The 26,298-nt window shown below is 67.8% G+C and carries 21 protein-coding genes, 1 tRNA gene and 2 pseudogenes; 13 read left to right on the top strand and 11 right to left on the bottom strand.

Going from position 1 to position 26,298, the window contains the following annotated elements; genetic code table 11:
• Positions 1-136: 136 nt before the first annotated feature.
• Positions 137-1,350 (top strand): annotated as a pseudogene (locus tag ACHMXE_RS35440) (fatty acid desaturase).
• Positions 1,351-1,491: 141 nt separating this feature from the next.
• Here the strand turns inward: ACHMXE_RS35440 and rpmG are convergent.
• From rpmG to trxB, 3 genes are all read right to left on the bottom strand, one after another.
• Positions 1,492-1,665, bottom strand: coding sequence for a 50S ribosomal protein L33 (gene rpmG, locus ACHMXE_RS35435; RefSeq protein WP_007830291.1), 174 nt, complete (start codon positions 1,663-1,665; stop codon positions 1,492-1,494).
• Positions 1,666-1,676: 11 nt separating this feature from the next.
• A complete protein-coding gene (gene rpmB / locus ACHMXE_RS35430) occupies positions 1,677-1,910 on the bottom strand; it encodes a 50S ribosomal protein L28 (protein ID WP_028251282.1) in 234 nt (77 codons plus the stop codon).
• A 247-nt stretch (positions 1,911-2,157) separates the two neighbouring features.
• The gene (gene trxB / locus ACHMXE_RS35425; RefSeq protein WP_395348574.1) at positions 2,158-3,117 is read right to left on the bottom strand and encodes a thioredoxin-disulfide reductase; all 960 of its coding nucleotides are present in this window, start codon (positions 3,115-3,117) and stop codon (positions 2,158-2,160) included.
• A 188-nt stretch (positions 3,118-3,305) separates the two neighbouring features.
• Here trxB and ACHMXE_RS35420 point away from each other — a divergent pair, with 188 nt between their 5' ends.
• From ACHMXE_RS35420 to ACHMXE_RS35385, 8 genes and pseudogenes are all read left to right on the top strand, one after another.
• Entirely contained in the window at positions 3,306-3,980 is a 675-nt protein-coding gene (locus ACHMXE_RS35420; RefSeq protein ID WP_057595021.1) for a Crp/Fnr family transcriptional regulator, read from the top strand.
• 135 nt (positions 3,981-4,115) lie between these two features.
• The gene (locus tag ACHMXE_RS35415; protein ID WP_395348573.1) at positions 4,116-6,545 is read left to right on the top strand and encodes a DNA translocase FtsK; all 2,430 of its coding nucleotides are present in this window, start codon (positions 4,116-4,118) and stop codon (positions 6,543-6,545) included.
• 155 nt (positions 6,546-6,700) lie between these two features.
• Positions 6,701-7,340 (top strand): annotated as a pseudogene (gene lolA / locus ACHMXE_RS35410) (outer membrane lipoprotein chaperone LolA).
• A gap of 27 nt (positions 7,341-7,367) precedes the next feature.
• Positions 7,368-8,660 (top strand): replication-associated recombination protein A, encoded by a 1,293-nt coding sequence (locus tag ACHMXE_RS35405; RefSeq protein WP_395348572.1) that lies wholly within the window; start codon positions 7,368-7,370, stop codon positions 8,658-8,660.
• Positions 8,661-8,901: 241 nt separating this feature from the next.
• On the top strand, positions 8,902-9,831 hold the full coding sequence (locus ACHMXE_RS35400) for a branched-chain amino acid ABC transporter permease (RefSeq protein ID WP_395348571.1): 930 nt from the start codon (positions 8,902-8,904) through the stop codon (positions 9,829-9,831).
• Between the two features lie 14 nt (positions 9,832-9,845).
• Complete coding sequence (locus tag ACHMXE_RS35395; RefSeq protein ID WP_203204746.1) at positions 9,846-11,054, top strand: branched-chain amino acid ABC transporter permease; 1,209 nt, start codon at positions 9,846-9,848, stop codon at positions 11,052-11,054.
• Positions 11,055-11,071: 17 nt separating this feature from the next.
• Positions 11,072-11,848 carry an ABC transporter ATP-binding protein gene (locus tag ACHMXE_RS35390; RefSeq protein ID WP_203204747.1) on the top strand — a complete coding sequence of 259 codons (777 nt, stop codon included), beginning with the start codon at positions 11,072-11,074 and terminating at the stop codon, positions 11,846-11,848.
• Between the two features lies 1 nt (position 11,849).
• On the top strand, positions 11,850-12,626 hold the full coding sequence (locus ACHMXE_RS35385) for an ABC transporter ATP-binding protein (RefSeq protein ID WP_057595015.1): 777 nt from the start codon (positions 11,850-11,852) through the stop codon (positions 12,624-12,626).
• 85 nt (positions 12,627-12,711) lie between these two features.
• Here the strand turns inward: ACHMXE_RS35385 and ACHMXE_RS35380 are convergent, their stop codons facing one another.
• Complete coding sequence (locus tag ACHMXE_RS35380) at positions 12,712-13,695, bottom strand: tripartite tricarboxylate transporter substrate binding protein (RefSeq protein WP_209547380.1); 984 nt, start codon at positions 13,693-13,695, stop codon at positions 12,712-12,714.
• 73 nt (positions 13,696-13,768) lie between these two features.
• Positions 13,769-14,833, bottom strand: coding sequence for a CDP-6-deoxy-delta-3,4-glucoseen reductase (locus tag ACHMXE_RS35375; protein ID WP_395348570.1), 1,065 nt, complete (start codon positions 14,831-14,833; stop codon positions 13,769-13,771).
• Positions 14,834-14,898: 65 nt separating this feature from the next.
• Here ACHMXE_RS35375 and ACHMXE_RS35370 point away from each other — a divergent pair, with 65 nt between their 5' ends.
• On the top strand, positions 14,899-15,837 hold the full coding sequence (locus ACHMXE_RS35370; RefSeq protein ID WP_395348569.1) for an SDR family oxidoreductase: 939 nt from the start codon (positions 14,899-14,901) through the stop codon (positions 15,835-15,837).
• On the opposite strand, the gene ACHMXE_RS35365 is transcribed toward ACHMXE_RS35370, so the two are convergent.
• From ACHMXE_RS35365 to ACHMXE_RS35350, 4 genes are all read right to left on the bottom strand, one after another.
• The gene (locus tag ACHMXE_RS35365) at positions 15,834-18,365 is read right to left on the bottom strand and encodes a TonB-dependent siderophore receptor (protein ID WP_395348568.1); all 2,532 of its coding nucleotides are present in this window, start codon (positions 18,363-18,365) and stop codon (positions 15,834-15,836) included. The two genes, ACHMXE_RS35370 and ACHMXE_RS35365, sit on opposite strands and share 4 nt — an antisense overlap.
• A gap of 92 nt (positions 18,366-18,457) precedes the next feature.
• Positions 18,458-19,489 (bottom strand): FecR family protein, encoded by a 1,032-nt coding sequence (locus ACHMXE_RS35360; RefSeq protein ID WP_395348567.1) that lies wholly within the window; start codon positions 19,487-19,489, stop codon positions 18,458-18,460.
• Positions 19,486-20,016, bottom strand: a complete 531-nt coding sequence (locus ACHMXE_RS35355; protein WP_395348566.1) for an RNA polymerase sigma factor — start codon at positions 20,014-20,016, stop codon at positions 19,486-19,488. Before ACHMXE_RS35355 ends, ACHMXE_RS35360 begins: the two co-directional genes overlap by 4 nt.
• Positions 20,017-20,184: 168 nt before the next feature.
• A tRNA-Leu gene (locus ACHMXE_RS35350) sits at positions 20,185-20,269 on the bottom strand.
• Positions 20,270-20,398: 129 nt separating this feature from the next.
• Here ACHMXE_RS35350 and cysM point away from each other — a divergent pair.
• From cysM to ACHMXE_RS35335, 3 genes are all read left to right on the top strand, one after another.
• Positions 20,399-21,307, top strand: coding sequence for a cysteine synthase CysM (gene cysM / locus ACHMXE_RS35345; RefSeq protein WP_209547383.1), 909 nt, complete (start codon positions 20,399-20,401; stop codon positions 21,305-21,307).
• Positions 21,308-21,383: 76 nt separating this feature from the next.
• Positions 21,384-21,968, top strand: a complete 585-nt coding sequence (locus ACHMXE_RS35340) for an NUDIX domain-containing protein (protein ID WP_203204753.1) — start codon at positions 21,384-21,386, stop codon at positions 21,966-21,968.
• 2 nt (positions 21,969-21,970) lie between these two features.
• Positions 21,971-22,198, top strand: coding sequence for a sulfurtransferase TusA family protein (locus ACHMXE_RS35335; RefSeq protein WP_057592910.1), 228 nt, complete (start codon positions 21,971-21,973; stop codon positions 22,196-22,198).
• Between the two features lie 78 nt (positions 22,199-22,276).
• Here the strand turns inward: ACHMXE_RS35335 and galU are convergent, their stop codons facing one another.
• Entirely contained in the window at positions 22,277-23,167 is an 891-nt protein-coding gene (gene galU / locus ACHMXE_RS35330; RefSeq protein WP_203204754.1) for a UTP--glucose-1-phosphate uridylyltransferase GalU, read from the bottom strand.
• Between the two features lie 146 nt (positions 23,168-23,313).
• Positions 23,314-26,223 (bottom strand): valine--tRNA ligase, encoded by a 2,910-nt coding sequence (locus tag ACHMXE_RS35325; protein WP_395348563.1) that lies wholly within the window; start codon positions 26,221-26,223, stop codon positions 23,314-23,316.
• Between the last annotated feature and the right edge of the window lie 75 nt (positions 26,224-26,298).

Genomic DNA, 26,298 nt, shown 5'->3' with positions numbered 1-26,298 from the left:
GTACGGCGCTCGCAAAGTAAGGGTAAATCTGCGCAAACCATGGGGTGAAAGGTGAGTGATTCCTGACCCCCGGCCCTAAAATTGCGAGTTACCTAGACAAGCCGCACCTTCGTGCGGTTATGGAGTACCTGACTCAATGTTGCTTCCTGACTCCGCCATCCTGAGTGCGGCCATCGACTGGCTCGGAAACGGCCTGTGGGATCTCACCTGGTGGCAGATCGTGCTGTACACGCTCGTCACCACGCACATCACGATCGCCGCCGTGACGATCTTCCTGCACCGGACGCAAACGCACCGGGCAATGGACCTCGGCCGATCCCGTCGCATTTCTTCCGCTTCTGGCTCTGGATCGGCACCGGCATGGTGACGAAGGAGTGGGTCGCGATCCACCGCAAGCACCACGCCAAGTGCGAGAGCGAGGAAGATCCGCACAGCCCGCAGGTCAAGGGCATCGAGGAAGTGCTCTGGCGCGGCGCCGAGCTCTACCGCGCGGAGTCGAAGAACAAGGAAACGATGGAGCGCTACGGTCACGGCACGCCCGACGACTGGATCGAGCGCAACCTGTATTCGCGCTACAGCTGGCAGGGCGTGGGCCTGATGCTGGTGCTCAACCTGGCGCTGTTCGGCACGCTCGGCATGGCCGTGTGGGCGGTCCAGATGCTGTGGATCCCGATCACCGCCGCCGGCATCATCAACGGCATCGGCCACTACTGGGGCTACCGCAACTTCGAGGCACCCGACGCCAGCCGCAACATAATGCCCTGGGGCCTGATCATCGGCGGCGAAGAGCTGCACAACAACCACCACACCTATCCGACCTCGGCCAAGTTCTCGGTCAAGAAGTACGAGTTCGACATCGGCTGGATCTACATCCAGATGATGCAGAAGATCGGCTGGGCCAAGGTCAAGAAGGTGCCGCCGAAGATGCTGATCGGCGACATCCAGCCCGTGGCCAACGAGAAGACGCTCGAGGCCGTGATCGCCAACCGCTACGAGGTGATGGCCGGTTTCGCGCGCGAGATGCGCCGCGCCACGCAAGAGGAAATCGCCGCGCTCAAGAGCAAGGGCGCCGACCTCTCGGCACTGAAGGCCGCCAAGCGCTGGATGCACCGCGACGACGACAAGGTGCCCGCCTCGGCCCGCTCGCACGTGGTGCAGGCCCGTGCCGCCCACCCGGTGCTCGACAAGATGGCGACCATGCGCGAAGAGCTGCGCCAGCTTTGGCTCAACACCTCGCACTCGCGCGAACAGCTGGCGGCCGACCTGGCGGCCTGGTGCCATCGCGCGGAAGCCAGTGGCATCGCGGGCCTGCGTGAGTTCTCGACGCGGCTGCGCTCGGCGCGCGCCTGAGAGAGCCTTTTCTCCGTTAGAAAGCCGGCCTCGTGGCCGGCTTTTTTGTGCCCGTCGCATTTGTTAGTCGATCGAAATTCCGGGCAAATAAAAAAGCCCGCGGCTTGCGCTGCGGGCTTTTTAGAAAGAATTCAGACTGAATTACTTCAGCTTGATTTCCTTGTATTCGACGTGCTTGCGTGCCTTCGGGTCGAACTTCATGATCGACATCTTTTCAGGCATCGTCTTCTTGTTCTTGCTGGTCGTGTAGAAGTGGCCGGTACCCGCGGTGGATTCCAGCTTGATCTTTTCGCGTCCGCCTTTGCTCGTTGCCATGATTCAGCTCCTTAAGCTTGGCCGCGTGCGCGCAGGTCTGCGAGCACGGCGTCGATGCCGTTCTTGTCGATCAGGCGCAGGGCAGCGCTCGAAACACGCAGGCGAACCCAGCGGTTTTCCGTTTCGACCCAGAAACGACGGTATTGCAGGTTCGGCAGGAACCGGCGCTTGGTTTTGTTGTTGGCGTGGGAAACGTTGTTTCCCACCATCGGGCCCTTGCCCGTGACTTCACATACGCGTGCCATGAGGACACTCTTTCTTGAACAGCTGGCACCGGCTCGACGGCAGTGGCCGAGGGTGTTTTGCAGCTTGACCTCGCCAGAAACGGGTGGCGGTACCCCGGATTGCCGCTGAGCCCACCCTTCATGGAAAGGAGGCGCGATTTCGGCAAAGCCTCGGATTATAGCCCTTTTGGCGGCCCTGCAGGAAAGCCCGGGGCGGGCCCATGAAAAAGGCGGGCATCAGGCCCGCCTCGTCTAGGAGCCAGGCGGCTCAGAGCGTGCCGTCCTGCTCCAGGAAGCGCTGCGCATCGAGCGCGGCCATGCAGCCCGTGCCTGCGCTGGTGATGGCCTGGCGGTAGATGTGGTCCTGCACGTCGCCGGCAGCGAACACGCCCGGCACGCTGGTCATGGTGGCGAAGCCCTGCAGGCCCGAACGCGTGACGATGTAGCCGTCCTTCATGTCGACTTGGCCCTGGAAGATGTCCGTGTTCGGGTGGTGGCCGATGGCGATGAAGCAGCCCTTGAGGTCGATCTGTTCGGTCACGCCGGTCTGCGTGTTCTTGATGCGAATGCCGGTCACGCCGGAATCGTCGCCCAGGACTTCATCGAGCGTATTGTGTACTTTCAGTTCGATTTTTCCTTCGGCTTCTTTTTCGTGAAGCTTGTCGATCAGGATTGGTTCCGCGCGGAATTTATCGCGGCGATGCACCAGCGTTACTTTTTTCGCGATATTCGAAAGATAAAGCGCTTCTTCGACCGCGGTATTGCCGCCGCCGATCACGCAGACTTCCTGCTCGCGATAGAAGAATCCGTCGCAGGTCGCGCAACCCGACACGCCGCGGCCCATGAACTTCTGCTCGGAATCGAGGCCCAGGTACTTGGCCGACGCGCCGGTGGCGATCACGAGCGCATCGCAGGTGTAGGTGCCGCTGTCGCCGGTGAGCGTGAAGGGGCGCTTGCTCAGGTCGACCTTGTTGATGTGGTCGAACACGATCTGGGTCTTGAAGCGCTCGGCGTGCTCCAGAAAACGCTGCATGAGGTCGGGACCCTGCACGCCATGCACATCGGCCGGCCAATTGTCGACCTCGGTGGTCGTCATCAATTGACCGCCTTGGGCCATGCCGGTAATCAGCAAAGGCTGAAGATTTGCACGCGCCGCATAAACGGCAGCCGTATAACCGGCGGGACCTGAGCCCAGAATTAAAACCTTGGCATGTTGGGAAGCGGACATGGTGCGTAAAAACCTAGGAATTGCGCTGATTCAGCGTGTACATTTTGAGGGTGGTAGCGATACATGGGGAGTATCGCCGCTCGGATCAACCACCGAGTGCACGGTGTTTTCAATGCGCGCGATTGTAGTAATCCATCGGCGCGCCGATGGCCCGACCGCAGGAGCGCGCGGTACCAGGGATTGAATGAATGTCGATGCTGTCCAACCTTGAATTGCTCCGGCGCGTTCCGCTGTTCGCGTCGCTGACTCCTTCACAATCCGCAAGCATTGCGGACGCGATCATCAAGAAGCGCTTCAAGCGCGCGGAGGTCGTGGTCGAGCAGGGCAAGAAGTCCGACGCGCTCTACATCATCCTGACCGGGCGGGCGCGCGTGACCAGCGCCGACAGCCGCGGCCGCGAGGTCATCCTCGCCACGCTGCATCCCGGCGACTATCTGGGCGAGATGAGCCTGATCGACGATGAGCCGCACTCGGCCACCGTGCGCACCGAGATCCAGTGCGACGTGCTGATGCTGGGCCGCGAAGCCTTCGCGCGCTGCCTGCCCGAGAACTCCTCGATGGCCTACAACATCATGCGCGGCCTGGTGCAGCGCCTGCGCCATGCCGACCGCAAGATCGAGTCGCTCGCGCTGATGGACGTCTACGGCCGCGTCGCGCGCTCGCTGCTCGAGTTCGCGGTCGACGACGGTGCCGGCAACCTCAAGGTGCGCGAGAAGATCTCGCGCCAGGACCTCGCGAAGATGGTCGGTGCCTCGCGCGAGATGGTGAGCCGCGTGATGAAGGATCTCGAGGAGCGCGGTTTCGTGCAGACCCTCGAGGACGGCTCGATGATCGTCAAGGAGCGCCTGCTGTCGCTGGCCTGAGCCGGCACGGGGCGTGAAAGAAGGTGTGAGCGAAACTGCCGCGGCCCGTGGACGCGGCAGAATAGCCGCGGCCCTTTTCGTTGTAGTGTTCGTGCCGCCAGACCCGCATCCTGCCGGTCTGGCCGCCAGTATTTCATGACCTATTCGCTCAATACGCTTCACTCTTCCACGGCCGGCGAAGGTGCGCCCGTGCGTGTGCGGGCCATGCGCTTCGCCCACGAGATCACCCTGATCGCCGGTTTCGCGGCGCTGCTGTTCTGGCTGCTCGCCTTGCTGAGCTTCACGCCCTCCGATGCCGCCTGGTCGACCTCGGGCACCGGCGGAGAGATCAAGAACTGGGGCGGCCGCATCGGCGCCTGGGTGGCCGATGGCAGCTATTTCCTGGCCGGCTATTCGGTCTGGTGGTGCCTGGCGGCCGGGCTGCGCGCCTGGCTGTCCTCGCTCGCGAGCTGGATGCGCGGCGGCGAGGACGGGCCCCATGGCGATCCCGCGCCGCGCGGCCGCTTCAACCGCAGCCGCCTGGCCTTCTGGTTCGGGCTCGTGCTGCTGCTGTGCGCGAGCACCATGCTCGAATGGTCGCGCCTGTACCGGCTCGAATCGCACCTGCCCGGCTCGGGCGGCGGCGCCATCGGGCTGCTGGTCGGTCCCGCGAGCGTGCGCTGGATGGGCTTCACCGGCTCCGCGCTGGTGGCCATCGCCGGCGGCGTGATCGGTTCGGCGCTGGTGTTCCGCTTCTCCTGGAGCCAGATCGCCGAGCGCATCGGCGCGCGCGTGTATTCGCTGTTCGAATCGCGCCGCGAGAAGCGCGAGGTCGCCGCCGACATCGCGCTGGGCAAGAAGGCCGTGCGCGAGCGCCGCGCCGAGGTCGACGACGAACCGGCCTATACGCCACGCGGTGCCATCGAACCCTCGATCGACGGCGATCAGCCCGCCACCGCGCCCGACATGGACGACCTGCGCATCGAGCCGCGCGCCAAGCGCCGCCCCGCGTCGCCGCCGGTGCAGATCGAGCCCGCGATGACCGAGGTGCCCAAGAGCGACCGTGTCGCCAAGGAGCGCCAGAAGCCGCTGTTCAAGGAGCTGCCCGACAACAAGCTGCCGCAGGTCGACCTGCTCGATGCGGCGCAGGCGCGCCAGGAGACCGTCTCCTCCGACACGCTCGAGATGACCTCGCGCATGATCGAGAAGAAGCTCAAGGACTTCGGCGTCGAGGTGCGCGTCGTGCTCGCCTCGCCCGGTCCGGTCATCACGCGCTACGAGATCGAACCCGCCACCGGCGTCAAGGGCTCGCAGATCGTCAACCTCGCGAAGGACCTCGCCCGGTCGCTCTCGCTGGTGTCGATCCGTGTGGTCGAGACCATCCCCGGCAAGAACTACATGGCGCTCGAACTGCCGAACGCCAAGCGCCAGTCGATCAAGCTCAGCGAGATCCTCGGCTCGCAGATCTACAACGAGGGCAAGTCGATGCTCACGATGGGTCTGGGCAAGGACATCATCGGCAACCCCGTGGTCGCCGACCTCGCGAAGATGCCGCACGTGCTGGTGGCCGGTACCACCGGCTCGGGCAAGTCGGTGGGTATCAACGCGATGATCCTGAGCCTGCTCTACAAGGCCGAGGCGCGCGACGTGCGCCTGCTCATGATCGACCCGAAGATGCTGGAAATGTCGGTCTACGAAGGCATCCCGCACCTGCTCGCGCCCGTGGTCACCGACATGCGCCAGGCCGCGCACGGCCTCAACTGGTGCGTGGCCGAGATGGAGCGCCGCTACAAGCTCATGAGCAAGCTCGGCGTGCGCAACCTCGCGGGCTATAACACCAAGATCGACGAGGCCAAGGCGCGCGAGGAGTTCATCTACAACCCCTTCAGCCTCACGCCCGACGATCCCGAGCCGCTGCGCCGCGAGCCGCACATCGTGGTCGTGATCGACGAGCTGGCCGACCTGATGATGGTGGTCGGCAAGAAGATCGAAGAGCTGATCGCCCGCCTCGCGCAGAAGGCGCGCGCCGCCGGCATCCACCTGATCCTGGCCACGCAGCGGCCCAGCGTCGACGTGATCACCGGCCTGATCAAGGCCAACATCCCGACCCGCATCGCGTTCCAGGTCTCGAGCAAGATCGACAGCCGCACCATCCTCGACCAGATGGGCGCCGAGGCGCTGCTCGGCATGGGCGACATGCTCTACATGCCCAGCGGCACCGGCCTGCCGGTCCGCGTGCACGGCGCCTTCGTGAGCGACGAGGAAGTGCACCGCGTGGTGGCCTATCTCAAGAGCCAGGGCGAGCCCGACTACATCGAGGGCGTGCTCGAAGGCGGCACGGTCGATGGCGACGGTGACGGCGACCTGCTCGGCGGTGGCGATGCCGAGAAGGACCCGATGTACGACCAGGCGGTCGAGGTCGTGCTCAAGAACCGCAAAGCCAGCATCTCGCTGGTGCAGCGTCACCTGAAGATCGGCTACAACCGCGCGGCGCGGCTGGTCGAGGACATGGAAAAGGCCGGCCTCGTGAGCGCCATGAGCGGCAGCGGCCAGCGCGAGATCCTCGTGCCCGCGCGCGCCGAATAGGCGCTCCCACGAGGTCCCGCGTCCATTCCGTTACGTGTTGAGATACGGCTTGCACAAGCTCGCTGCCCATTGCAAATCTTCATCAAGCCCTACAAGGGCGGTCATGGCCGCCGGGGTAAGGTCGATGCGGTGTTCAGCTTCGAAGGTTTGAAAAAATGAAGACTCGTCCCTGGCTGCTCGCCGGCCTTCTCCTCGCATGCGGTGCCCATGCATGGGCCGGCGGCATGGAAAGCCTCGAGGCTTTCGTCAAGTCCCGCCAAGTCCGGCCGCGCCGACTTCACCCAGACCGTGACCGCGCCGCCGCGCGACGGCCAGGCCGGCCGCGTGAAGACCTCCAGCGGCACCTTCGAATTCCAGCGGCCCGGCCGCTTCAAGTTCGACTACAAGAAGCCCTTCGCGCAGAGCATCGTGGCCGACGGCAAGACACTGTGGCTCTACGACGCCGACCTCAACCAGGTCACGCAGCGCGCGCAGGCGCAGGCCTTGGGCTCGACCCCCGCGGCCCTGATCGCCGCCGCGCCCGACCTGCGCGCGCTGCAGGCCGATTTCGCGCTCGAGGCAGGACCGGAACGCGACGGCCTGCAATGGGTCAAGGCCACGCCGAAGAACAAGGACGGCCAGCTGCAGAACGTGCAGGTCGGCTTCCAGGGCGACGCGCTCGCGGCGCTCGAGATCCTCGACAGCTTCGGCCAGCGCTCGGTGCTCAAGTTCAGCAAGGTCGAGGTCAACCCCGCGCTGCCCGCCGCCACCTTCGACTTCAAGGTGCCCACCGGCGCGGACGTCGTCAAGCAGTAATCCACCTCTCATTCGCTCATCCCGCTCTTGGCCGTCAGCTCGCATCAACCCCTGGCCGAGCGCCTGCGCCCGCGCACGCTCGGCGAAGTCATCGGCCAGCAGCACCTGCTCGGGCCCGGCATGGCGCTGCGCATCGCCTTCGAGTCGGGCCAGCCGCACTCGTGCATCCTCTGGGGCCCGCCGGGCACCGGCAAGACCACCATCGCGCGCCTGATGGCCGATGCCTTCGATGCGCAGTTCCTGAGCATCAGCGCGGTGCTCGGCGGCGTGAAGGACATCCGCGAGGCGGTCGAGCGCGCGACAGCGGCGCGCGACGGGCTCGAGCAGCGGCGCACCATCGTCTTCGTCGACGAAGTGCATCGCTTCAACAAGAGCCAGCAGGACGCCTTCCTACCGCACGTCGAGTCGGGCCTCTTCACCTTCATCGGCGCCACCACCGAGAACCCGTCGTTCGAGGTCAACTCGGCGCTGCTCTCGCGGGCCGCCGTCTATGTGCTGCAGTCGCTCGGCGAGGCCGACCTCAAGCAGATCGTCGCGAAGGCGCAGGCCATCGACGCATTGCCCGCCATCGAGGACGCCGCGCTCGATCGGCTGATCGCCTATGCCGACGGCGATGCGCGCCGGCTGCTCAACACGCTCGAGACGCTGGCCGTCGCGGCGCGCGCCGAGAAGCTCGAGGCCATCGGCGACGAATGGCTGCTGCGCGTGCTCGGCGAGCGCATGCGGCGCTACGACAAGGGCGGCGAGCAGTTCTACGACACCATCAGCGCGCTGCACAAATCGGTGCGCGGCAGCGATCCCGATGCCGCGCTCTACTGGTTCGTGCGCATGCTCGACGGCGGCGCCGACCCGCGCTACATGGCACGCCGGCTGGTGCGCATGGCGAGCGAGGACATCGGCCTGGCCGATCCGCGCGCGCTGCGGCTCGCGCTCGACGCGGCCGACGTCTACGAGCGCCTGGGCACGCCCGAGGGCGAACTCGCGTTGGCCCAGTGCGTGGTCTATCTCGCGATGGCGCCGAAGTCGAACGCGGTCTACACGGCCTACAACGCGGTGCGCGCGCTGGTCAAGAAGGACAGCACGCGGCCCGTGCCCATGCATCTGCGCAACGCCCCGACCAAGCTCATGAAGGAGCTCGACTACGGCAAGGGCTACCGCTACGCGCACGACGAGGAGGGTGGTTTCGCGGCCGGCGAGCAGTACCTGCCCGACGGCCTGCAGGGCCAGGTCTTCTACGAACCGGTCGATCGCGGACTCGAGATCCGCATCGGCGAGAAGCTGCGCGAACTGCGGCGTCGAAACGCTGAACAGGGCGACTGATACGCCCTTGCGGCGTGCACGCAAGACGTGCATGGATACAAGCGCAAAGCGCATGACGTCAGCGGGTAAACCCCCGTCGATGCGCACCAAATCGGCGCTGACCCGTGACTACAATCCCGCCCACTAAATCGCCGGCCACCACATGCTGGCTGGTTTTTTGCTTGTGAAGCCAAGGCGCCAAACCGGTGCCACGGTGGGTGAATGGCACCCCGCAACGGTGCAACACAGAGGAATCTTCTTTATGGACATTTTGCTGCAGCAGATCATCAACGGTCTGGTTCTCGGCAGCATGTACGCCTTGATAGCCTTGGGCTACACCATGGTGTACGGCATCATCAATCTGATCAATTTCGCGCACGGTGAAGTGCTGATGGTGGGGGCGCTCACGAGCTGGTCCATCATCGGGCTCATGCAGTCGTCGATGCCCGGCACGCCGGGCTGGCTGATATTGATCATCGCGCTGATCATCGCGTGCGTCGTCGCCGCCACACTGAACTTCGTGATCGAGAAGGTCGCCTACCGGCCGCTGCGCAACTCGCCCGAGCTCGCACCGCTGATCACCGCCATCGGCATGTCGATCCTGCTGCAGACGCTGGCGATGATCATCTGGAAGCCCACCAACAAGGCCTACCCGACCCTGCTGCCCTCGGACCCCATCCACATCGCCGGCGCCGTCATCTCGCCGACGCAGGTGATGATCCTCGGCGTCACGGCCGTTTCGCTCGCCATCCTCATGTGGCTGGTCAATTACACGAAGCTCGGCCGCGCGATGCGCGCCACCGCCGAGAACCCGCGCGTGGCCGCGCTGATGGGCATCCGCCCCGACATGGTCATCTCGGCCACCTTCATCATCGGTGCCGTGCTCGCGGCCATCGCGGGCGTCATGTACGCCTCCAACTACGGCATCGCGCAGCACGCCATGGGCTTCCTGCCCGGCCTCAAGGCCTTCACCGCGGCCGTGTTCGGCGGCATCGGCAACCTCGCGGGCGCGGTCGTCGGCGGCCTGCTGCTGGGGCTCATCGAGGCCATCGGCTCGGGCTACATCGGCACCCTCACCGGTGGCGTGCTCGGCAGCAACTACAGCGACATCTTCGCGTTCATCGTGCTGATCGTGATGCTCACGCTGCGCCCGGCCGGCCTGCTCGGCGAACGCGTGGCCGATCGCGCCTGAAGGAGCTTGCCATCATGAAGAACAGCAAGAACCTCGCGCTCTACCTGGTCGGCGTCATCGCCGTGCTCGCGCTGCCGCTGCTGCTGCAAAGCCAGGGCAACGCCTGGGTGCGCATCGCCGACATCGCACTGCTCTACGTGCTGCTCGCACTGGGCCTGAACATCGTGGTCGGCTACGCCGGCCTGCTCGACCTGGGCTACGTCGCCTTCTTCGCGGTCGGTGCCTACCTCTACGCCCTCATGGGCTCGGGCCACCTGTCGGAGACCTTCGAGTGGTTCAAGGCCACCTTCCCGAACGGCCTGCACACCTCGCTGCTGATCGTGATACCGCTGGCCTTCGTGTTCGCGGCGCTGCTCGGCGTGCTGCTGGGTGCGCCCACGCTCAAGCTGCGCGGCGACTACCTCGCCATCGTCACGCTGGGCTTCGGCGAAATCATCCGCGTGTTCCTGAACAACCTCGACCAGCCGATCAACATCACGAACGGCCCCAAGGGCATCACTTCGATCGACTCGATCAAGTTCTGGGGCCTGGACCTGGGCAAGGCCTGGAAGTTCGACGGCTTCACCATCTCCTCGGTCACGCTCTACTACTACCTGTTCCTCGCGCTGGTGGTGGTCACCATCGTGATCTCGCACCGCCTGCAGGTCTCGCGCATCGGCCGCGCCTGGATGGCGATCCGCGAGGACGAGATCGCCGCCAAGGCGATGGGCATCAACACGCGCAACATGAAGCTTTTGGCCTTCGGCATGGGCGCGAGCTTCGGCGGCGTGTCGGGTTCCATGTTCGCGGCCTTCCAGGGCTTCGTCTCGCCCGAGTCGTTCAGCCTCATGGAGTCGGTGATGATCGTCGCCATGGTCGTGCTCGGCGGCATCGGCCACCTGCCCGGCGTGATCCTGGGTGCCGTGCTGCTGGCGGCCCTGCCCGAGGTGCTGCGCTATGTCGCCGGCCCGCTGCAGGCGCTGACCGACGGGCGCCTCGATGCTTCCATCCTGCGCCAGCTGTTCATCGCGCTGGCCATGATCGTCATCATGCTGGTGCGCCCGCGCGGCCTGTGGCCCTCGCCCGAGCACGGCAAGACGCTTCAGCGCAAGGGCGGCGTGCCGGTCGATCCGGCCCATGCCGCCGTGGCGCCGGGCTCGCTGCAGACCCACGCACCGGGCGTCGACACCCCGGCCGACGAGCTGCCCGGTGCGGCCTCGCGTCCCATGTCGATCAATCCGTGAGCGAGGAGACGCATCCCATGAGCAAGGCAGACACCATCCTCGACGTTCGCGGCATCTCCAAGCGCTTCGGCGGCCTGCAGGCCCTGTCCGACGTCGGCATCACCATCCAGCGCGGCCAGGTCTATGGCCTGATCGGCCCCAACGGCGCCGGCAAGACCACCTTCTTCAACGTCATCACCGGGCTCTACACGCCCGACAGCGGCAGCTTCGAGCTCGCCGGCAAGCCCTACCAGCCCACGGCCGTGCACGAGGTGGCCAAGGCCGGCATCGCGCGCACCTTCCAGAACATCCGCCTGTTCGCCGAGATGACGGCGCTCGAGAACGTGATGGTCGGTCGCCACATCCGCACCCGCTCCGGCGTGGTCGGCGCGATGCTGCGCACCAGCTCCTTCAAGGCCGAAGAGAAAGCCATTGCGCAACGCGCGCAGGAACTGCTCGACTACGTGGGCATCGGCAAGTTCGCCGACTACAAGGCGCGCACGCTGAGCTACGGCGACCAGCGCCGCCTGGAGATCGCGCGCGCGCTGGCCACCGACCCGCAGCTCATCGCGCTGGACGAGCCCGCGGCCGGCATGAACATGACCGAGAAGGTCCAGCTGCGCGAGCTGATCGATCGCATCCGCCGCGACGACCGCACGATCCTGATCATCGAGCACGACGTGAAGCTGATCATGGGCCTGTGCGACCGCGTCACGGTGCTCGACTACGGCAAGCAGATCGCCGAAGGCACGCCGGCGGACGTACAGAAGAACGAAAAGGTGATCGAGGCTTACCTCGGCACCGGAGGACATTGAGATGAGCGCAGCAGTGCAAACCCAAGAGGAAGTCGCGGCGGGCGCTTCGCAGCGCAAGGCCGCGGGCAAGGTGTTGCTCAAGGTCAGCGGCCTGAAGGTGGGCTACGGCGGCATCCAGGCCGTCAAGGGCGTGGACTTCGAGGTGCGCGAGGGCGAGCTGGTCTCGCTGATCGGCTCCAACGGCGCGGGCAAGACCACCACCATGAAGGCGATCACCGGCACGCTGCCCGCGGGCGCGGGCGACATCGAGTTCCTGGGCCGCAGCATCAAGGGCCGCGGCGCCTGGGACCTGGTGGGCGAGGGCCTGGTGATGGTGCCCGAGGGCCGCGGCGTGTTCACGCGCATGACGATCACCGAGAACCTGCAGATCGGCGCCTACATCCGCAAGGACAAGGCCGGCATCGCGAGCGACATGGAGCGCGTGTTCGTGACCTTCCCGCGGCTGCGCGAGCGCAAGGACCAGCTGGCCGGCACGATGTCGGGCGGCGAGCAGCAGATGCTGGCCATGGGCCGCGCGCTGATGGCACGCCCCAAGGTGCTGCTGCTGGACGAACCCACCATGGGCCTGTCGCCGATCATGTGCGACAAGATCTTCGAGGTGGTGCAGGCCGTGGCCGCGCAGGGCGTGACCATCCTGCTGGTCGAGCAGAACGCCAACCGCGCGCTGCAGCTGGCCGACCGCGGCTACGTGATGGAGTCGGGCCTGATCACCATGTCGGGCGATGCCAAGGGGCTGCTCAGCGATCCGAAGGTGCGCGCGGCGTACCTGGGCGAGTAAGCGGCACGGCGGGCCTTTCGAGGCCACGCCAAAAAAAGGGCGGCGGTGCGAGGCACCGGCCGCCCTTTGTCTTGTGGGTGCGAGCTCAGTCGACCTTCGCGCCCGTGGCCTTCACCACCTGCTCGTACTTGCCGAGCTCGCTCTTCATGAAGGCGCCGAACTGCGCGGGCGTGCTGGCCACCGGCTCCGCCAGCAGCAGCGCGAAGCGCGACTTCGTCTCCGGCGCGTTCAGCGCATCGACGAAGGCATGGTTGAGCTTGGCGATCACGTCCGGCGGCGTATGGGCCGGCGCGACCAGGCCCCACCAGGTGTCGATCGAGAAGTCCTTGAGCGTGTCCGATACCGGCGGCACCTCGGGCAGGGCGCTGCTGCGCTGCAGGGTGGTCACGGCGATCGCCTTGAGCTTGCCCGAGCGGATGTTGGGCGCGGCGGTGGCGAGGTTGTCGAAGTTGAAGTCGACCTGGCCCGATACCAGCGCGAGCTGCGCCGGGTTGCCGCCGTTGTAGGGGATGTGCACCGCGAAGATGCCGGCCGCCTTCTTGAACATCTCGCCCGCGAGATGGCCGGCGCTGCCGTTGCCGCCGCTGCCGTAGTTGAGCTTGCCGGGGTTGGCCCGGGCGTAGGCGATCAGGTCCTTGAGCGTGGCGATCTTCAGGCGCTGCGCGGTCTCGGCGTTCATCACCAGCACGTTGGGCACGCGGACCATCTGCGTGATCGGCGCGAAGTCGGTCGCTGCGTTGAACGGCATCTTGCTGTAGAGCCAGGGGTTCACCGCGTTGGTGGCGGTGGCCGCGATGCCGATGGTCAGGCCGTCGGGCGCGGCCTTGGCGACGATGTCGGCGCCGATGTTGCCGCCCGCGCCGGGCTTGTTGTCGATGATCACCGGGCCGCCGAGCGTGTCGCGCACGCGTTCGGCCAGCGCGCGCGCCGTCACGTCGATGGGGCCGCCGGCCGCGTAGGGCACGACGAGGCGGATCGGTCGCTGCTGCTGGGCCAGGGCGGGGGCGCCGGTGGCCAGGGCGAGCGTGGAGAGGGCGAGGGTGGCGAGGAAGGTCTTGCGGGTTGTCATGCCCCGGATTGTCGGCGCGCCGCGCGGTGCTTGCAGCGTGGCTATCCCTAGCCGGCGCGCCGGGCGGCCAGCTTCAGGGCAGTGCCTTGTCGGCCTCGGTGGTGAACGCGTCGGCGAAGAACTCTTCCTCGGGCAGGCCCGCGAGCGCCACGTAATCGCGCTTGGCCGAGTCGACCACGATCGGCGCGCCGCAGGCGTAGACCTGGTGGCCCGAGAGGTCGGCGAAGTCTTCCAGCACCGCGGCATGGACGAAGCCGGTGCGGCCGGTCCAGTTGTCCTCGGGCGTGGCGTTGGAGATCACCGGCACGTAGCGCAGGTTCGGCATCTGCGCGAGCTGCTCGCGCACCCAGTCGTCCATGTAGAGGTCCTCGGGCCGGCGGCCGCCCCAGTAGAGCGTGGCGGGGCGGTCGATGGCCTTGAACTTCATGTGCTCGAGCAGCGCCTTGATCGGCGCGAAGCCCGTGCCCGAGGCCAGCAGGATCATCGGCTTGCCGGAGTCCTCGCGCAGGAAGAAGCTGCCGTAGGGACCCTCGATGCGCAGGATCTCCTTTTCCTTCATGGTGAGGAACACGTGGTCGGTGAACTTGCCACCCGGCAGGTGGCGCAGGTGCAGCTCGATGCCGGTGCCCGGCTCGCCCAGCGTGTGCGGTGCATTGGCCATCGAGTAGCTGCGGCGCGCGCCGTCGCGCAGGATGAATTCCACGTACTGGCCCGCGTAGAACTGCAGCGGCTCGCCGGCCGGCAGCTGCAGGCGCACCTGCATCACGTCGTGCGACTTGCGCGCGAGCGCGAGCACCCGCACCGGCATCTTGCGGATCGGATGGGCGCCGGCCTCGGTCACCTGGCGCGATTCGAGCACCACGTCGCTGCGCGCGCGGGCGCAACAGGTCAGCACGAAGCCCGCGAGTTGCTCTTCCGCGCTCAGGGCCTTGCTCTGATGCGGGCCGAGCTCGACCTCGCCCGAGAGCTTGCGGCACTTGCACGAGCCGCAGGCGCCGTCCTTGCAGCCATAGGGCAGGCCGATGCCCTGGCGGATGCCGGCAGCGAGGATGGTTTCGTCGCCTTGGGCCACGAAATGGCGGCCGCTGGGTTCGACGGTGATGGAAAAGCCCGCCTCATGCGGCGCTGCAACAGTCATCGGTATTCTTCGGCTTGGATCAGCCCGTTACATGGGGGCTGAAAAAAGAAAAGGGAACCCGAATTTTGCCTTCAATCCATAGCCCCTCCGGCGCGCTGCCGGCGCGCTTCCGCCGAGCGCGCCTTTTGATCGTCGGCTGCGGCGACGTCGGCCAGCGCGTGGCGCGCGATCTGCGCGGGCGCGTGTCGCTGGTGGCGCTCACCTCCTCGGCCGAGCGCGTGCCCGACCTGCGGGCCGCGGGCATCCGGCCGCTGATCGGCAATCTCGACGATCCCAGGACCCTGCGCCGCCTGTCGGCGCTGGGCACGCGCGTGCTGCACCTGGCGCCGCCGCCGCGCGACAGCGGCTCGGCCTGGTGGCGCGACCAGCGCACCGCGGCGCTGGTGCGCGCGCTGCGGCTGCGTGCGCTGCCCGATGCGCTGGTCTACGGCTCGACCAGCGGCGTCTACGGCGATTGCGGCGGCGCGCGCGTGAGCGAGACCCGCACCGTGCGCCCCGACACGCCGCGCAGCCACCGGCGCGTCGATGCCGAGCGCGCCGTGCGCTGGTTCGGCCGCAGCACGGGCGTGCGCGCCAGCATCCTGCGCATCCCGGGCATCTACGCACCCGACCGCGAAGGCGGCACGCCGCGCCAGCGGCTGCAGCGCGGCACGCCGGTGCTGCGGCGCGAGGACGACGTCTACACCAGCCACATCCATGCCGACGATCTCGCGCGCGCCTGCATCGCGGCGCTGTTCCGCGGCCGGCCGCAGCGCATCGTGCATGCCTCGGACGACACCGAGCTGCGCATGGGCGACTACATCGACCTCGCGGCCGATCTCTACGGCATGCCGCGCCCGCCACGGGTGGCGCGCGAGGAGGCCGAGCGCCAGCTGCCGCTGCAGTTGCTGAGCTTCATGGGCGAATCGCGTCGGCTCGACAACACGCGGCTCAAGCGCGAGCTGCGCGTGCGGCTCGCGCATCCGACGGTGCATACCGGGCTGCGCGAGAACGCTGGCTCCTAGAACTTGTACTGCAGCTTCAGCCACGCATTGCGCGGCGTGCCCTCGGTGTAGCCGTTGTAGCCGCCGAGCCCCGCGTAGTAGCGCTTGCCGCCGAGGTTCTCGATGTTGAGGCTCGCGCTCAGCTGCCGGCTGAACTCGTAGCGCGCCATCAGGCCGATCAGCGTCACGCTGCCCTGGGTGGCGCGGCCGAGGCCGTAGCTCTCGTCGAAGTAGATGCCGTTCTGGTAGCTCAGGCTGCCGCCCAGCGTGAGCCGGCTCCAGTCGCCGGGCAGGCGGTAGCTGGTCGAGATGCGCAGCATGCGGCGCGGCAGGGCGGTGTTGAGCAGCGCGCCCTCGGCATCGCGCTTGGCGTTGTAGGTGTAGCCGCCCATGAGCTGCCAGCCCTTCGCGAGTTCGCCCGACACCGTGGCCTCGAAGCCCTTGGTGCGCGCGCCCTTCACGGCGCGCATCGGAATCGTGCCGTCCGCCAGCGGCGGTGCGCCGGGGATCTCCACCGCCAGGTTGTCTTCCTCGGTGCGGAACACCGCGAAGCTGGTGTTGAGCCTGCCGTCGAGGTGCTCGCCCTTCAGGCCCAGCTCGATGTTGTGGCCGCGCTTCGGATCGAGCACGTTGTTGTTCGTGTCCTTGGACGTGTTGGGCTGGAAGATGTCGGTGTAGCTCGCATAGGCCGAGAACTCCCGGCTCAGGTCGTAGACCACGCCCACGTAGGGCGTGAACACGCCGTTCTCGCGCTGCAGCGGCGTGTCGGTGGTGCTCTGGACGCCATCGGCCCAGTTGGTCGACGTGCCCCGGTTGCGGTACCAGGTGACCCGGCCGCCGACGATGACGGCCAGCTCGTCGGTCGGCCGCAGTCGCACCGAGCCGTAGAGCGCGCGCTGCTGCGTCTGCTCGCCGAAGCGGAAGTTCGGGTAGATGAACGCGGGCCGCGGCGCGGCCGCGATGCCGTAGAGCGCGACCGGCACCTGGTCCGAGCCCTCGGGGCTCGCGCTGCTGCCGAACACCGAGTAGCTGTAGCGGTTCACGTTGAGGCCGAAGCTGGCCTGGTGCGTGCGGCCGAACAGCTCGAAGGGCCCGGTGGCATAGAGGTCGAACGACTTGTTGCGGCCCTTGGCCGGGTTGTAGCCGCGGTCGAGCACGCCCTCCTGGGTCAGCGGATCGAAGGTCGAGGGATAGAGCCAGAGGTCGCCGCCGGCGCGCTCGCGCTGGTTCTTCACGCTGGCCGCCTCGGCCTTCACGCGCCAGCCGTTGTCCAGCCGGTGCTCGAGGTTCAGGAACACGCGGTCGGTGGTCATGTTCCAGTAGCTCCAGGGTGCGCTGGAGTTGAAGGACACGGGCAGCCGCGTGCGCGAGCCGTCGGCGTAGAACAGCGGCGACTGTCCGAAGTTGGCTCCCGTGATCGCGTTCTTCTGGTATTCGTAGCCCAGTGCCACCGTCGTGCGCGGCGCGATGTCGGCCTCGACCACGCCGTAGAACAAGTCCTGCCGGCGCTTCTTGTCGTCGGTGAAGGTGTCGCCGTCGGAGCGCGAGGCCACCACGCGCCCGCGCAGCGTGCCCGCCTCGTTGAGCTTGCCGCCGATGTCGGCCTCGGCTCCGTAGCGGTTCCACGAGCCGAAGCCGCCCTGCACGTAGCCCGACAGCTCGGTGGTGGGCCGCTTGCGCACCAGGTTGATCGACCCGCCCGGCGTGCCCACGCCGTTGAGCAGGCCGGCCGCGCCGCGCACGACCTCCACGCGGTCGTACATCGCGGTGCCGACCATGCTCGGCTCGCCGGCCACGCTGGCGAAGGCCAGCGTCGGGATGCCGTCGATCATCTGGCTCAGCTCGAAGCCGCGCGAGGTGAAGCTCACGCGCTCGTCGAGCCGGTCGGCGACGATGCCGGGCGTCTGGCGCAGCACGTCGTCGAGCGAGACCAGGTTCTGGTCCTCGATCTGCTGGCGCGTGACCACGCTGACCGATTGCGGCGTCTGGCGCAGCGTCAGGTCCATGCGCGTGCCGGCGCCGGTGATCCGGGCGGTGTAGGAGCCCGTGCCCTCGGTGGTGGCGCTGGCGTCGGTCGGCGCGGTCACGGTGACGGGCGCGAGTTCGCCGGCGCCGGCGTCCTGCGCCGGCCGCTGCACGACGAAGCCGCCTTCGGAGCGGCGCGCGACCAGCCCGCTGCCGGCCAGTACCCGCGTCAGTGCCTGTTCGACACTGAGGGCCCCGCTGAGCGCGGGCGCGCCGCGGCCTGCCACCAGGGCCGGGCTGAACAGCACCTGCATGCGGGCCTGCTGGCCGATCTGCGTGAGGGCCTGGCCCAGCGTGCCGGCCTCGACCCGGAACGTGACCACGGGCGTGGCCTGGGCCTGCGCGTGGACCGCGGCCGGGCCGGCGAACAGCGCCGCCAGCACGAGGGCCAGCGCCCCCTGGCGTGCGAACGGCGGAAACGAACCGGACGGCGGGCCGGGGTGGCGCGCCGAAGTTGCGCCCCCGATGGCGCGGGCGGCGCGGGCGACGCGGGCGGCGCGGGTGGCGGTGCCACGGACTGTCATGCTTTCTCCTCCAGGTAAGACAAGGTGCTTACCTGTCTAGACGTGCCAGTCGCGCGCACCCGAATGCCGGGCCGAAAAAATAATCGAGCGGCTCAGGAGCGGCGCGCGGCGCCGATCGACACCGCGCCGTCCGGCTGCCAGTGCAGCTGCACACCGGGGAGCAGGTCGGGCAGCGCGCGCAGAAAGGCGTCGGGGCGGCGCAGGTCGATGGTTCCGGACACCTGCAGGGTGCCAACCGCGCCGTCGAGCGTCACCGCGCCCGTGCGGTAACGCGCCAGCTTCTCGAGCACGCGCGCCAGCGGCTCAGCCTCGACGATCAGGATGCCGTCGCGCCAGCTGCCGACCGCGTCGGCGGCACCCTGGACGACCACCGGCTCGGCCGACGCGCCGGCCGCCAGGTCGATGCTGGCCGTTTCGCCGGCACCCAGTTCGCGTTCGACGCCGGGCCGCGCCATGTCGGGCGTCAGGGCCACGCGTCCGCTCTTCACGCCCACCTGCAGCAGCGTGGGCAGCGCCAGCACGTTGAACTCGGTGCCGATGTCGCGGATGCGCGCCGTGCCCGAGACCACGGCGAAGGGACGGCGGTCCTCGCCGATCTCGAAGAAGGCCTCGCCGCGCTCCAGCCGCACTTCGCGCCGGGCCAGGGTGTAGTGCACGGCCAGCCGGGTGCCGACGTTGGCGCGGATGCGGGTGCCGTCGGCCAGCACGAGCTGCCGCACCTCGCGCGGACCGTTGGCGAGGGCCTGCGACTCGACGGGAATGTGCTGGTAGCCGGCCCAGGCGGCCAGTGCGAGGACGGCGCAGGCGGCGAACGCGGCGCCCCATTGCCAGGGCGAGCGTGTCGGCGTGGAGCGCGCGCGGACCGGGGCGCGGGCGAGGGCAAGGTTCAGCAACGGCTGGCGCGCGGCGGCCGGCAACTGCGCCATGTCGCGCCAGACCGCCTGGAGCTGCGCGTACTCGCGCGCATGGTCGGGCGCGGCCGCGAGCCAGGCCTCGAACGCCGCCTGATCGCGCGCCGGCAGCGCGCGGTGCTGCTGGCGGAAGAACCAGTCGAGCGCCTGGGCTTCCACGGCGGTGGGCGGCGCACCGTCGTCCGGCGCCTGGGGGTGGGGCGGGCTGTTCATGTGTCGCGCGGCGGCGTGGGTTCGCCCTGCACCTGCCGCTTGCAGTGCAGCAGCGCGAGCTGGAGATGGCGTTCGACCATGCGCACGGAGATGTTCATGCGGCGCGCGATCTCTTCATGCGGCAGTTCCTCGAAGCGGTAGAGCAGGAAGGCCTCGCGCTGCTTCTCGGGCAGGCCGTCGATGGCCCGCTGCAGCAGCGCCAGGCGCTGGCGCGCCTCGGCGCGTTCCTCGGGCTGCCAGGAGGAGGGCGCGGCCGGCTCGTCCGCGGGCCCGGCGTCGTCGTCCGGGCGAAGCGGGGCGGGGTCGGCACGTTCGGAGAACACCGCGTTGCGCACCTTCTCCGCGCGCCAGTGGTCGCGCAGGACGTTCTGCGCCACCTTGCGCAGGAAGGCGCGGGGCTGTTCGACGGGATGCTGGAGCGCCAACACGCGGGCATAGCTTTCCTGCAGTGCATCGGCGGCCACCTCGCGGTCGTTGACCGTGCGGAGGCAGAAGTTCAGCAGTTCTCTGTAATAGCGCGCGGGCACATCGATTCCAGCCAGGGAAATTGCAGGAATCCTTCTCGAATCGAGATGTGGCGGCGGCTGGATCTGAAGCGCGAGGCGGACGGATTGGGGCCGGATTATAGAAACGCACCGCGAGTGCGCGGTGGTTCGGCTGCGAAGGTACAAGCCGGGAGATGTCGCTGCCGTGTGTGGTGCCCGGGGCCGGAATCGAACCGGCACGCCTTGCGGCGGGGGATTTTGAGTCCCCTGCGTCTACCAATTTCACCACCCGGGCACGGCAGGAAGGAAGCCCAAAATTATGGCACAGTGGAATGATGAACCGTCCAAAAGCTCCTTCTTTCGCATATCCGCTACCCTCCGGGGCGGAATCCAGCGCCTCCCGCGCGGCAGACCGGACGCAGTCATGACCCACAAGTACCCCACCATCGAAGACGCCATCGGCCGCACGCCGCTGGTGGCGCTGCAGCGCATCAACGCCGAAGAGAACGCCCGGCGCAACAACGTGATCCTCGGCAAGCTCGAGGGCAACAACCCCGCCGGCTCGGTCAAGGACCGCCCGGCGCTCTCGATGATCAAGCGCGCCGAGGAGCGCGGCGAGATCAAGCCCGGCGACACGCTGATCGAGGCCACCTCGGGCAACACCGGCATCGCGCTCGCGATGGCCGCGGCCATCAAGGGCTACCACATGGTCCTGATCATGCCGGAGGACCTCTCGATCGAACGCGCCCAGACCATGAAGGCCTTCGGCGCCGAGCTCGTGCTCACGCCCAAGAGCGGCGGCATGGAATACGCGCGCGACCTCGCCGAGCAGATGGTGGCGCAGGGCAAGGGCCGCGTGCTCGACCAGTTCGCCAACCCCGACAACCCGCGCATCCACTACGAGACCACGGGCCCCGAGATCTGGGCCGACACGCAAGGCAAGGTCACGCACTTCGTGAGCGCCATGGGCACCACCGGCACCATCACCGGCGTGTCGCGCTTCCTGAAGGAGAAGAACCCCGCGATCCGCATCGTCGGCGCGCAGCCGGCCGAGGGCTCGCGCATCCCCGGCATCCGCAAGTGGCCGGCCGAATACCTGCCGAAGATCTTCGACCCGAGCCGCGTCGACGAGGAGATCAACGTGAGCCAGGACGATGCCGAGGAGATGTGCCGGCGCCTCGCGCGCGAGGAGGGCATCTTCGGCGGCATCTCGGCCGCCGGCGCGCTGTGGGCGGCGCTGCAGGTCGCCAACACGGTCGAGAACGCCACCATCGTGTTCGTGGTCTGCGACCGCGGCGACCGCTACCTGTCGACCGGCGTCTTCCCCGCCTGATGCCAGCACCCCGGTGCGCCACGCGGGCGCGCCGGCGGTTCCCCGGAACGAGACAAGAAAGAACAAGAGCCACCCCATGCCCCATCCCAAGTTCTGCCAAGTCTGCGCCACGCCGCTCGAATGGATCGCGCTGATGGAAGACGGCGGCCCCAAGGAGCGCCTGCGCTGCCCCAACTGCGGCCACACGCACTGGAACAACCCGACGCCGGTGCTCGCCGCCATCGTCGAGTACCGCGGCCAGGTGCTGCTGGCGCGCAACGCGGCCTGGCCCGGCAAGATGTTCGCGCTGATCACGGGCTTCATGGAGGCCGGCGAGACGCCCGAGGAAGGCATCGCGCGCGAGGTCAAGGAGGAGACCAACCTCGACGTGAGCGCCACCAAGATCGTCGGCGCCTACGACTTCCAGCGCATGAACCAGGTCATCATCGCCTACCACGTGGTGGCCGATGGCGAGGTCAAGCTCTCGCCCGAGCTGGTCGACTACCGCCTCTACGACCTGCCCGACCTCAAGTGCTGGCCCGCCGGCACCGGCTACGCGCTGGCCGACTGGCTGCGCACGCGCGGCCACGAGCCGGTGTTCTTCACCGCAGCCGAGAACGAGGAACGCCGTCGCGGCCTCGACCTGCCGCCCGCCGATCCGCCGCCGGGCAAGGGAGCCTGACCATGGACGTCGACCGCGAAATCGACACCCGCGGGCTCAACTGCCCGCTGCCCATCCTCAAGGCCAAGAAGTCGCTCAACGACATGGCCAGCGGCCAACTGCTGCGCGTGGTCTCGACCGACCCCGGCTCGGTGCGCGACTTCCAGGCCTTCGCGCGGCAGACCGGCAACGCGCTGATGGAGCAGCAGACGGTCGGCACCGACTTCATCCACGTGTTGAAGCGGCGCTGAGGCCGCGCGCGGCACGGCATCGAAAAAGCAAAAAAGGCCGGGAATCGCTCCCCGGCCTTTTGATTTGAGTGACCCGGCTCAGAGCTTCAGGCTCTTGAGGTACTCGCGGAACTGGCCGCCGACCTCGGGATGCGCCAGCGCGAGCTCGACGCTGGCCTGCAGGAAGCCTTCCTTGCTGCCGCAGTCGTAGCGCACGCCCTTGTAGGAATAGGCGTAGACCGATTCCTTCTTCATCAGCGCGGCGATGCCGTCGGTGAGCTGGATCTCGCCGCCCGCGCCCTTGGGCTGCTGGCGGATCTCGGCGAACACGCCGGGCGTGAGGATGTAGCGGCCGGCCACGCCCAGGCGCGAGGGGGCGTCCTCGGGCTTCGGCTTCTCGACCATGCGGTTGACCTTGACCAGGCCGTCCTCGACGGCGTCGCCGGCCACGATGCCGTAGCGCTTCACATGCTCGAGCGGCACTTCCTGCACCGCCAGCAGCGAGCCGCCAAGGCGCGCGAAGGCGGCGGTCATCTGGGCCAGCACCGGTTCGCCGCCCGTGGGGCCGACCATCAGGTCGTCGGCCAGCAGCACGGCGAAGGGCTCGTTGCCCACCAGGTGCTCGGCGCACAGCACCGCATGGCCCAGGCCCAGCATGCGCGGCTGGCGCACGTAGGAACAGGTCATGTCGTCGGGCATCACCGAGCGCGCGATGTTGAGCAGCGCGTCCTTGCCGCTGGCCTCGAGCTGGCTTTCGAGCTCGTAGGCGGTGTCGTAGTGGTCCTCGATCGCGCGCTTGTTGCGGCCGGTCACGAAGATCATGTCGCGGATGCCCGCGGCATAGGCTTCCTCGACCGCGTACTGGATCAGGGGCTTGTCGACCACCGGCAGCATTTCCTTGGGCTGGGCCTTGGTGGCCGGCAGGAAGCGGGTGCCGAAGCCTGCAACGGGGAATACGGCCTTGCGGATGCGCGTCGGGGAGGTGGACATGGGCAATTCGGTGTCGGTTCGTTCAGGAAGAAGGAAGGAGTGAGGGCCGCCAGGGCCGTCCGGAACTGCGGCGGCGGAACCGGTCCGCCGCCTGGCCGATTCTGCACCGGCCACCCATCCTACCGGGCTGCGGAGAAGCCCGTATGTCAGCCGAGGCGCACAAGCTGGTCGCGCAGGCGTTCCAGCGTGGCCGTGAAGTCGGCCAGGCGCTTGCGCTCCTGCTCGATCACGGCCGGTGGCGCCTTGGCGACGAAGGACTCGTTGCCGAGCTTCCCGTTGACCTTGGCGATCTCGCCCTCGATGCGAGCAATTTCCTTGCCGATGCGCACGCGCTCGGCCGCCTTGTCGATCTCCATGTGCAGGCACAGGCGGGCATTGCCGACCACGGCCACCGGCGCGGCCTCGGCGGCCGCCGCCCAGGCGGCCTCGTCGTCGAACACGCGCACCTCCTTGAGCTTGGCCAGCGCCTGCAGCACCGGCGCGGCCTCGCGCAGGAAGGCGGCGCCCTCGGCGTCGTCGGCCACCGCATAGAGCGGCAGCCGCATCGCGGGCGAGACGTTCATCTCGCCGCGCAGGGTGCGGCAGCCGTCCACCAGCGCCTTGAGTCGCGCCACGTAGGCCTCGGCGGCCTCGTCGATGCGCTCGGGCTGGCTCAGCGGATAGGCCGCCACCATCACCGATTCGCCGGTGCGGCCCGCCACCGGCGCGACCTTCTGCCACAGCTCCTCGGTGATGAACGGGATCACCGGATGCGCGAGGCGCAGCAGGGTCTCGAGCGTGCGGATCAGCGTGCGGCGCGTGGCGCGCTTCTGGGCGTCGTCGCCGGTCTGGATCTGCACCTTGGCGATCTCGAGGTACCAGTCGCAGAACTCGTCCCAGGCGAACTGGTAGATCGCGTTGGCGACGTTGTCGAGCCGGTACTCCTCGAAGCCCTTGGCGACCTCGGCCTCGACGCGCTGCAGTTGCGAGACGATCCAGTAGTCGGCGCGGCTGAACTTCAGATAGCCGTGCGCGGGACCGCCGACCTTGCACTCTTCCTTCGTGTGCTCCTTGAGGCCGCAGTCCTGGCCCTCGCAGTTCATCAGCACGAAGCGGGTGGCATTCCAGAGCTTGTTGCAGAAGTTGCGGTAGCCCTCGCAGCGCTTGCTGTCGAAGTTGATGCTGCGGCCCAGCGAGGCCAGCGAGGCGAAGGTGAAGCGCAGCGCGTCGGCGCCGAAGGCCGGGATGCCCTCGGGGAATTCCTTCTGCGTGTTCTTGCGCACCGCGGGCGCGGTCTCGGGCTTGCGCAGGCCCTGGGTGCGCTTGTCGAGCAGCTCGGGCAGCTCGATGCCGTCGATCAGGTCGACCGGGTCGAGCACGTTGCCCTCGGACTTGCTCATCTTCTTGCCCTGCGCGTCGCGCACCAGGCCGTGGATGTAGACGTCCTTGAACGGCACGCGGCCGGTGAAGTGCTTGGTCATCATGATCATCCGGGCGACCCAGAAGAAGATGATGTCGTAGCCCGTGACCAGCACGCTCGAGGGCAGGTAGAGGTTGTAGTCGCTCGTGGGCTCGGTGCCCTGGTTCGGCCAGCCCAGCGTCGAGAACGGGAACAGGGCGGCGGAGAACCAGGTGTCGAGCACGTCCTCCTCGCGGCGCAGCGTCTTGCCGGGCGCCTGCGCCTGGGCTTCCTCCTCGCTGCGCGCGACGTAGACCTTGCCCTCGTCGTCGTACCAGGCCGGGATCTGGTGGCCCCACCAGAGCTGGCGCGAGATGGTCCAGTCCTGGATGTTCTCCATCCAGTGGTTGTAGGTGTTGATCCAGTTCTCGGGCACGAAGCGCACCTCGCCCGAGCGCACCACGTCGATCGCCTTCTGCGCGATCGACTGGCCGTCGGCACCGGGCTTGGTCATGGCCACGTACCACTGGTCGGTCAGCATCGGCTCGACGATGGCGCCGGTGCGCGCGCAGCGCGGCACCATCAGCTTGTGCTTCTTGGTCTCGACCAGCAGGCCCAGCGCGTCGAGGTCGGCCACCACGGCCTTGCGCGCCACGAAGCGGTCGAGGCCGCGGTACTTCTCGGGCGCGTTGTCGTTGACGGTCGCGTCGAGCGTGAGGATGCCGATGGTCTCGAGCTGGTGGCGCTGGCCCACCGCATAGTCGTTGTAGTCGTGCGCGGGCGTGACCTTCACCACGCCGGTGCCGAAGGCCTTGTCGACGTAGTCGTCGGCGATCACCGGGATCAGCCGGTCGACCAGCGGCAGGCGCACCTGCTTGCCGATCAGCGCCTTGTAGCGCTCGTCTTCCGGATGGACCATCACGGCCGTGTCGCCGAGCATGGTCTCGGGCCGGGTGGTGGCCACCGTGAGCGTGCCCGAGCCGTCTGCCAGCGGGTAGGCGATGTGCCAGAGCCAGCCGTCCTCTTCCTCGCTCTCGACCTCGAGATCGCTCACCGCGGTCTTGAGCGTCGGGTCCCAGTTCACCAGGCGCTTGCCGCGGTAGATCAGGCCTTCTTCGTAGAGCTTGACGAAGGTGTCCATCACCACGGGCGAGAGCTTCTCGTCCATGGTGAAGTACTCGCGGCTCCAGTCGACGGTGTCGCCCATGCGGCGCATCTGCTGCGTGATGGTGTTGCCGCTGCGTTCCTTCCACTCCCAGACCTTGGCGATGAAGTTCTTGCGCGCTTCCTGCGGCGTCGGGCCCATCTCGTGGCGGCTGATGTTCTGCGCCTGCAGCTGGCGCTCGACCACGATCTGGGTCGCGATGCCCGCGTGGTCGGTGCCCGGCAGCCACAGCGTGTTGTCGCCCTTCATGCGGTGGTAGCGCGTGAGGCTGTCCATGATCGTCTGGTTGAACGCATGGCCCATGTGCAGCGTGCCCGTCACGTTGGGCGGCGGCAGCTGGATCGAGAACGCGCCGGCGTCGGCGTTGGGCTTCCCGGTGCCGCGCCAGCCCGCGTGCGCGTAGCCGCGCTTTTCCCATTCGGGACCCCAATGCGCCTCGAGGGCCGCGGGTTCGAACGATTTGGAAAGGCTCTCGAGGCCGGGTTGGGCGGTGGGTGTGGTGGGTTCGCTCATGGGGGCTTGGGGGCAATGCGGCCATGGCGCCGGTACGCAGGTCGTACGGGCCGCGGGCCGCGCGGGGGCAGGGAA

Source organism: Variovorax sp. UC122_21 (genome assembly GCF_044056785.1).
GTDB lineage: Bacteria > Pseudomonadota > Gammaproteobacteria > Burkholderiales > Burkholderiaceae_C > Variovorax.
Note: the sequence above shows the minus strand (reverse complement) of the source record. Positions and strands in the feature narration are given on the sequence as shown.

Bases quoted from the DNA above. Each gene is read 5' to 3' on its own strand.
- ACHMXE_RS35415 (WP_395348573.1), top strand. From the start codon at position 4,116: ATGACCTATTCGCTCAATACGCTTCACTCTTCCACGGCCGGCGAAGGT.
- ACHMXE_RS35335 (WP_057592910.1), top strand. From the start codon at position 21,971: ATGGACGTCGACCGCGAAATCGACACCCGCGGGCTCAACTGCCCGCTG.
- cysM (WP_209547383.1), top strand. From the start codon at position 20,399: ATGACCCACAAGTACCCCACCATCGAAGACGCCATCGGCCGCACGCCG.
- ACHMXE_RS35395 (WP_203204746.1), top strand. From the start codon at position 9,846: ATGAAGAACAGCAAGAACCTCGCGCTCTACCTGGTCGGCGTCATCGCC.
- ACHMXE_RS35385 (WP_057595015.1), top strand. From the start codon at position 11,850: ATGAGCGCAGCAGTGCAAACCCAAGAGGAAGTCGCGGCGGGCGCTTCG.
- ACHMXE_RS35400 (WP_395348571.1), top strand. From the start codon at position 8,902: ATGGACATTTTGCTGCAGCAGATCATCAACGGTCTGGTTCTCGGCAGC.
- ACHMXE_RS35340 (WP_203204753.1), top strand. From the start codon at position 21,384: ATGCCCCATCCCAAGTTCTGCCAAGTCTGCGCCACGCCGCTCGAATGG.
- rpmB (WP_028251282.1), bottom strand. From the start codon at position 1,910: ATGGCACGCGTATGTGAAGTCACGGGCAAGGGCCCGATGGTGGGAAAC.
- ACHMXE_RS35375 (WP_395348570.1), bottom strand. From the start codon at position 14,833: ATGACTGTTGCAGCGCCGCATGAGGCGGGCTTTTCCATCACCGTCGAA.
- trxB (WP_395348574.1), bottom strand. From the start codon at position 3,117: ATGTCCGCTTCCCAACATGCCAAGGTTTTAATTCTGGGCTCAGGTCCC.
- ACHMXE_RS35420 (WP_057595021.1), top strand. From the start codon at position 3,306: ATGTCGATGCTGTCCAACCTTGAATTGCTCCGGCGCGTTCCGCTGTTC.
- ACHMXE_RS35365 (WP_395348568.1), bottom strand. From the start codon at position 18,365: ATGACAGTCCGTGGCACCGCCACCCGCGCCGCCCGCGTCGCCCGCGCC.
- ACHMXE_RS35360 (WP_395348567.1), bottom strand. From the start codon at position 19,489: ATGAACAGCCCGCCCCACCCCCAGGCGCCGGACGACGGTGCGCCGCCC.
- ACHMXE_RS35380 (WP_209547380.1), bottom strand. From the start codon at position 13,695: ATGACAACCCGCAAGACCTTCCTCGCCACCCTCGCCCTCTCCACGCTC.
- galU (WP_203204754.1), bottom strand. From the start codon at position 23,167: ATGTCCACCTCCCCGACGCGCATCCGCAAGGCCGTATTCCCCGTTGCA.
- rpmG (WP_007830291.1), bottom strand. From the start codon at position 1,665: ATGGCAACGAGCAAAGGCGGACGCGAAAAGATCAAGCTGGAATCCACC.
- ACHMXE_RS35390 (WP_203204747.1), top strand. From the start codon at position 11,072: ATGAGCAAGGCAGACACCATCCTCGACGTTCGCGGCATCTCCAAGCGC.
- ACHMXE_RS35325 (WP_395348563.1), bottom strand. From the start codon at position 26,223: ATGAGCGAACCCACCACACCCACCGCCCAACCCGGCCTCGAGAGCCTT.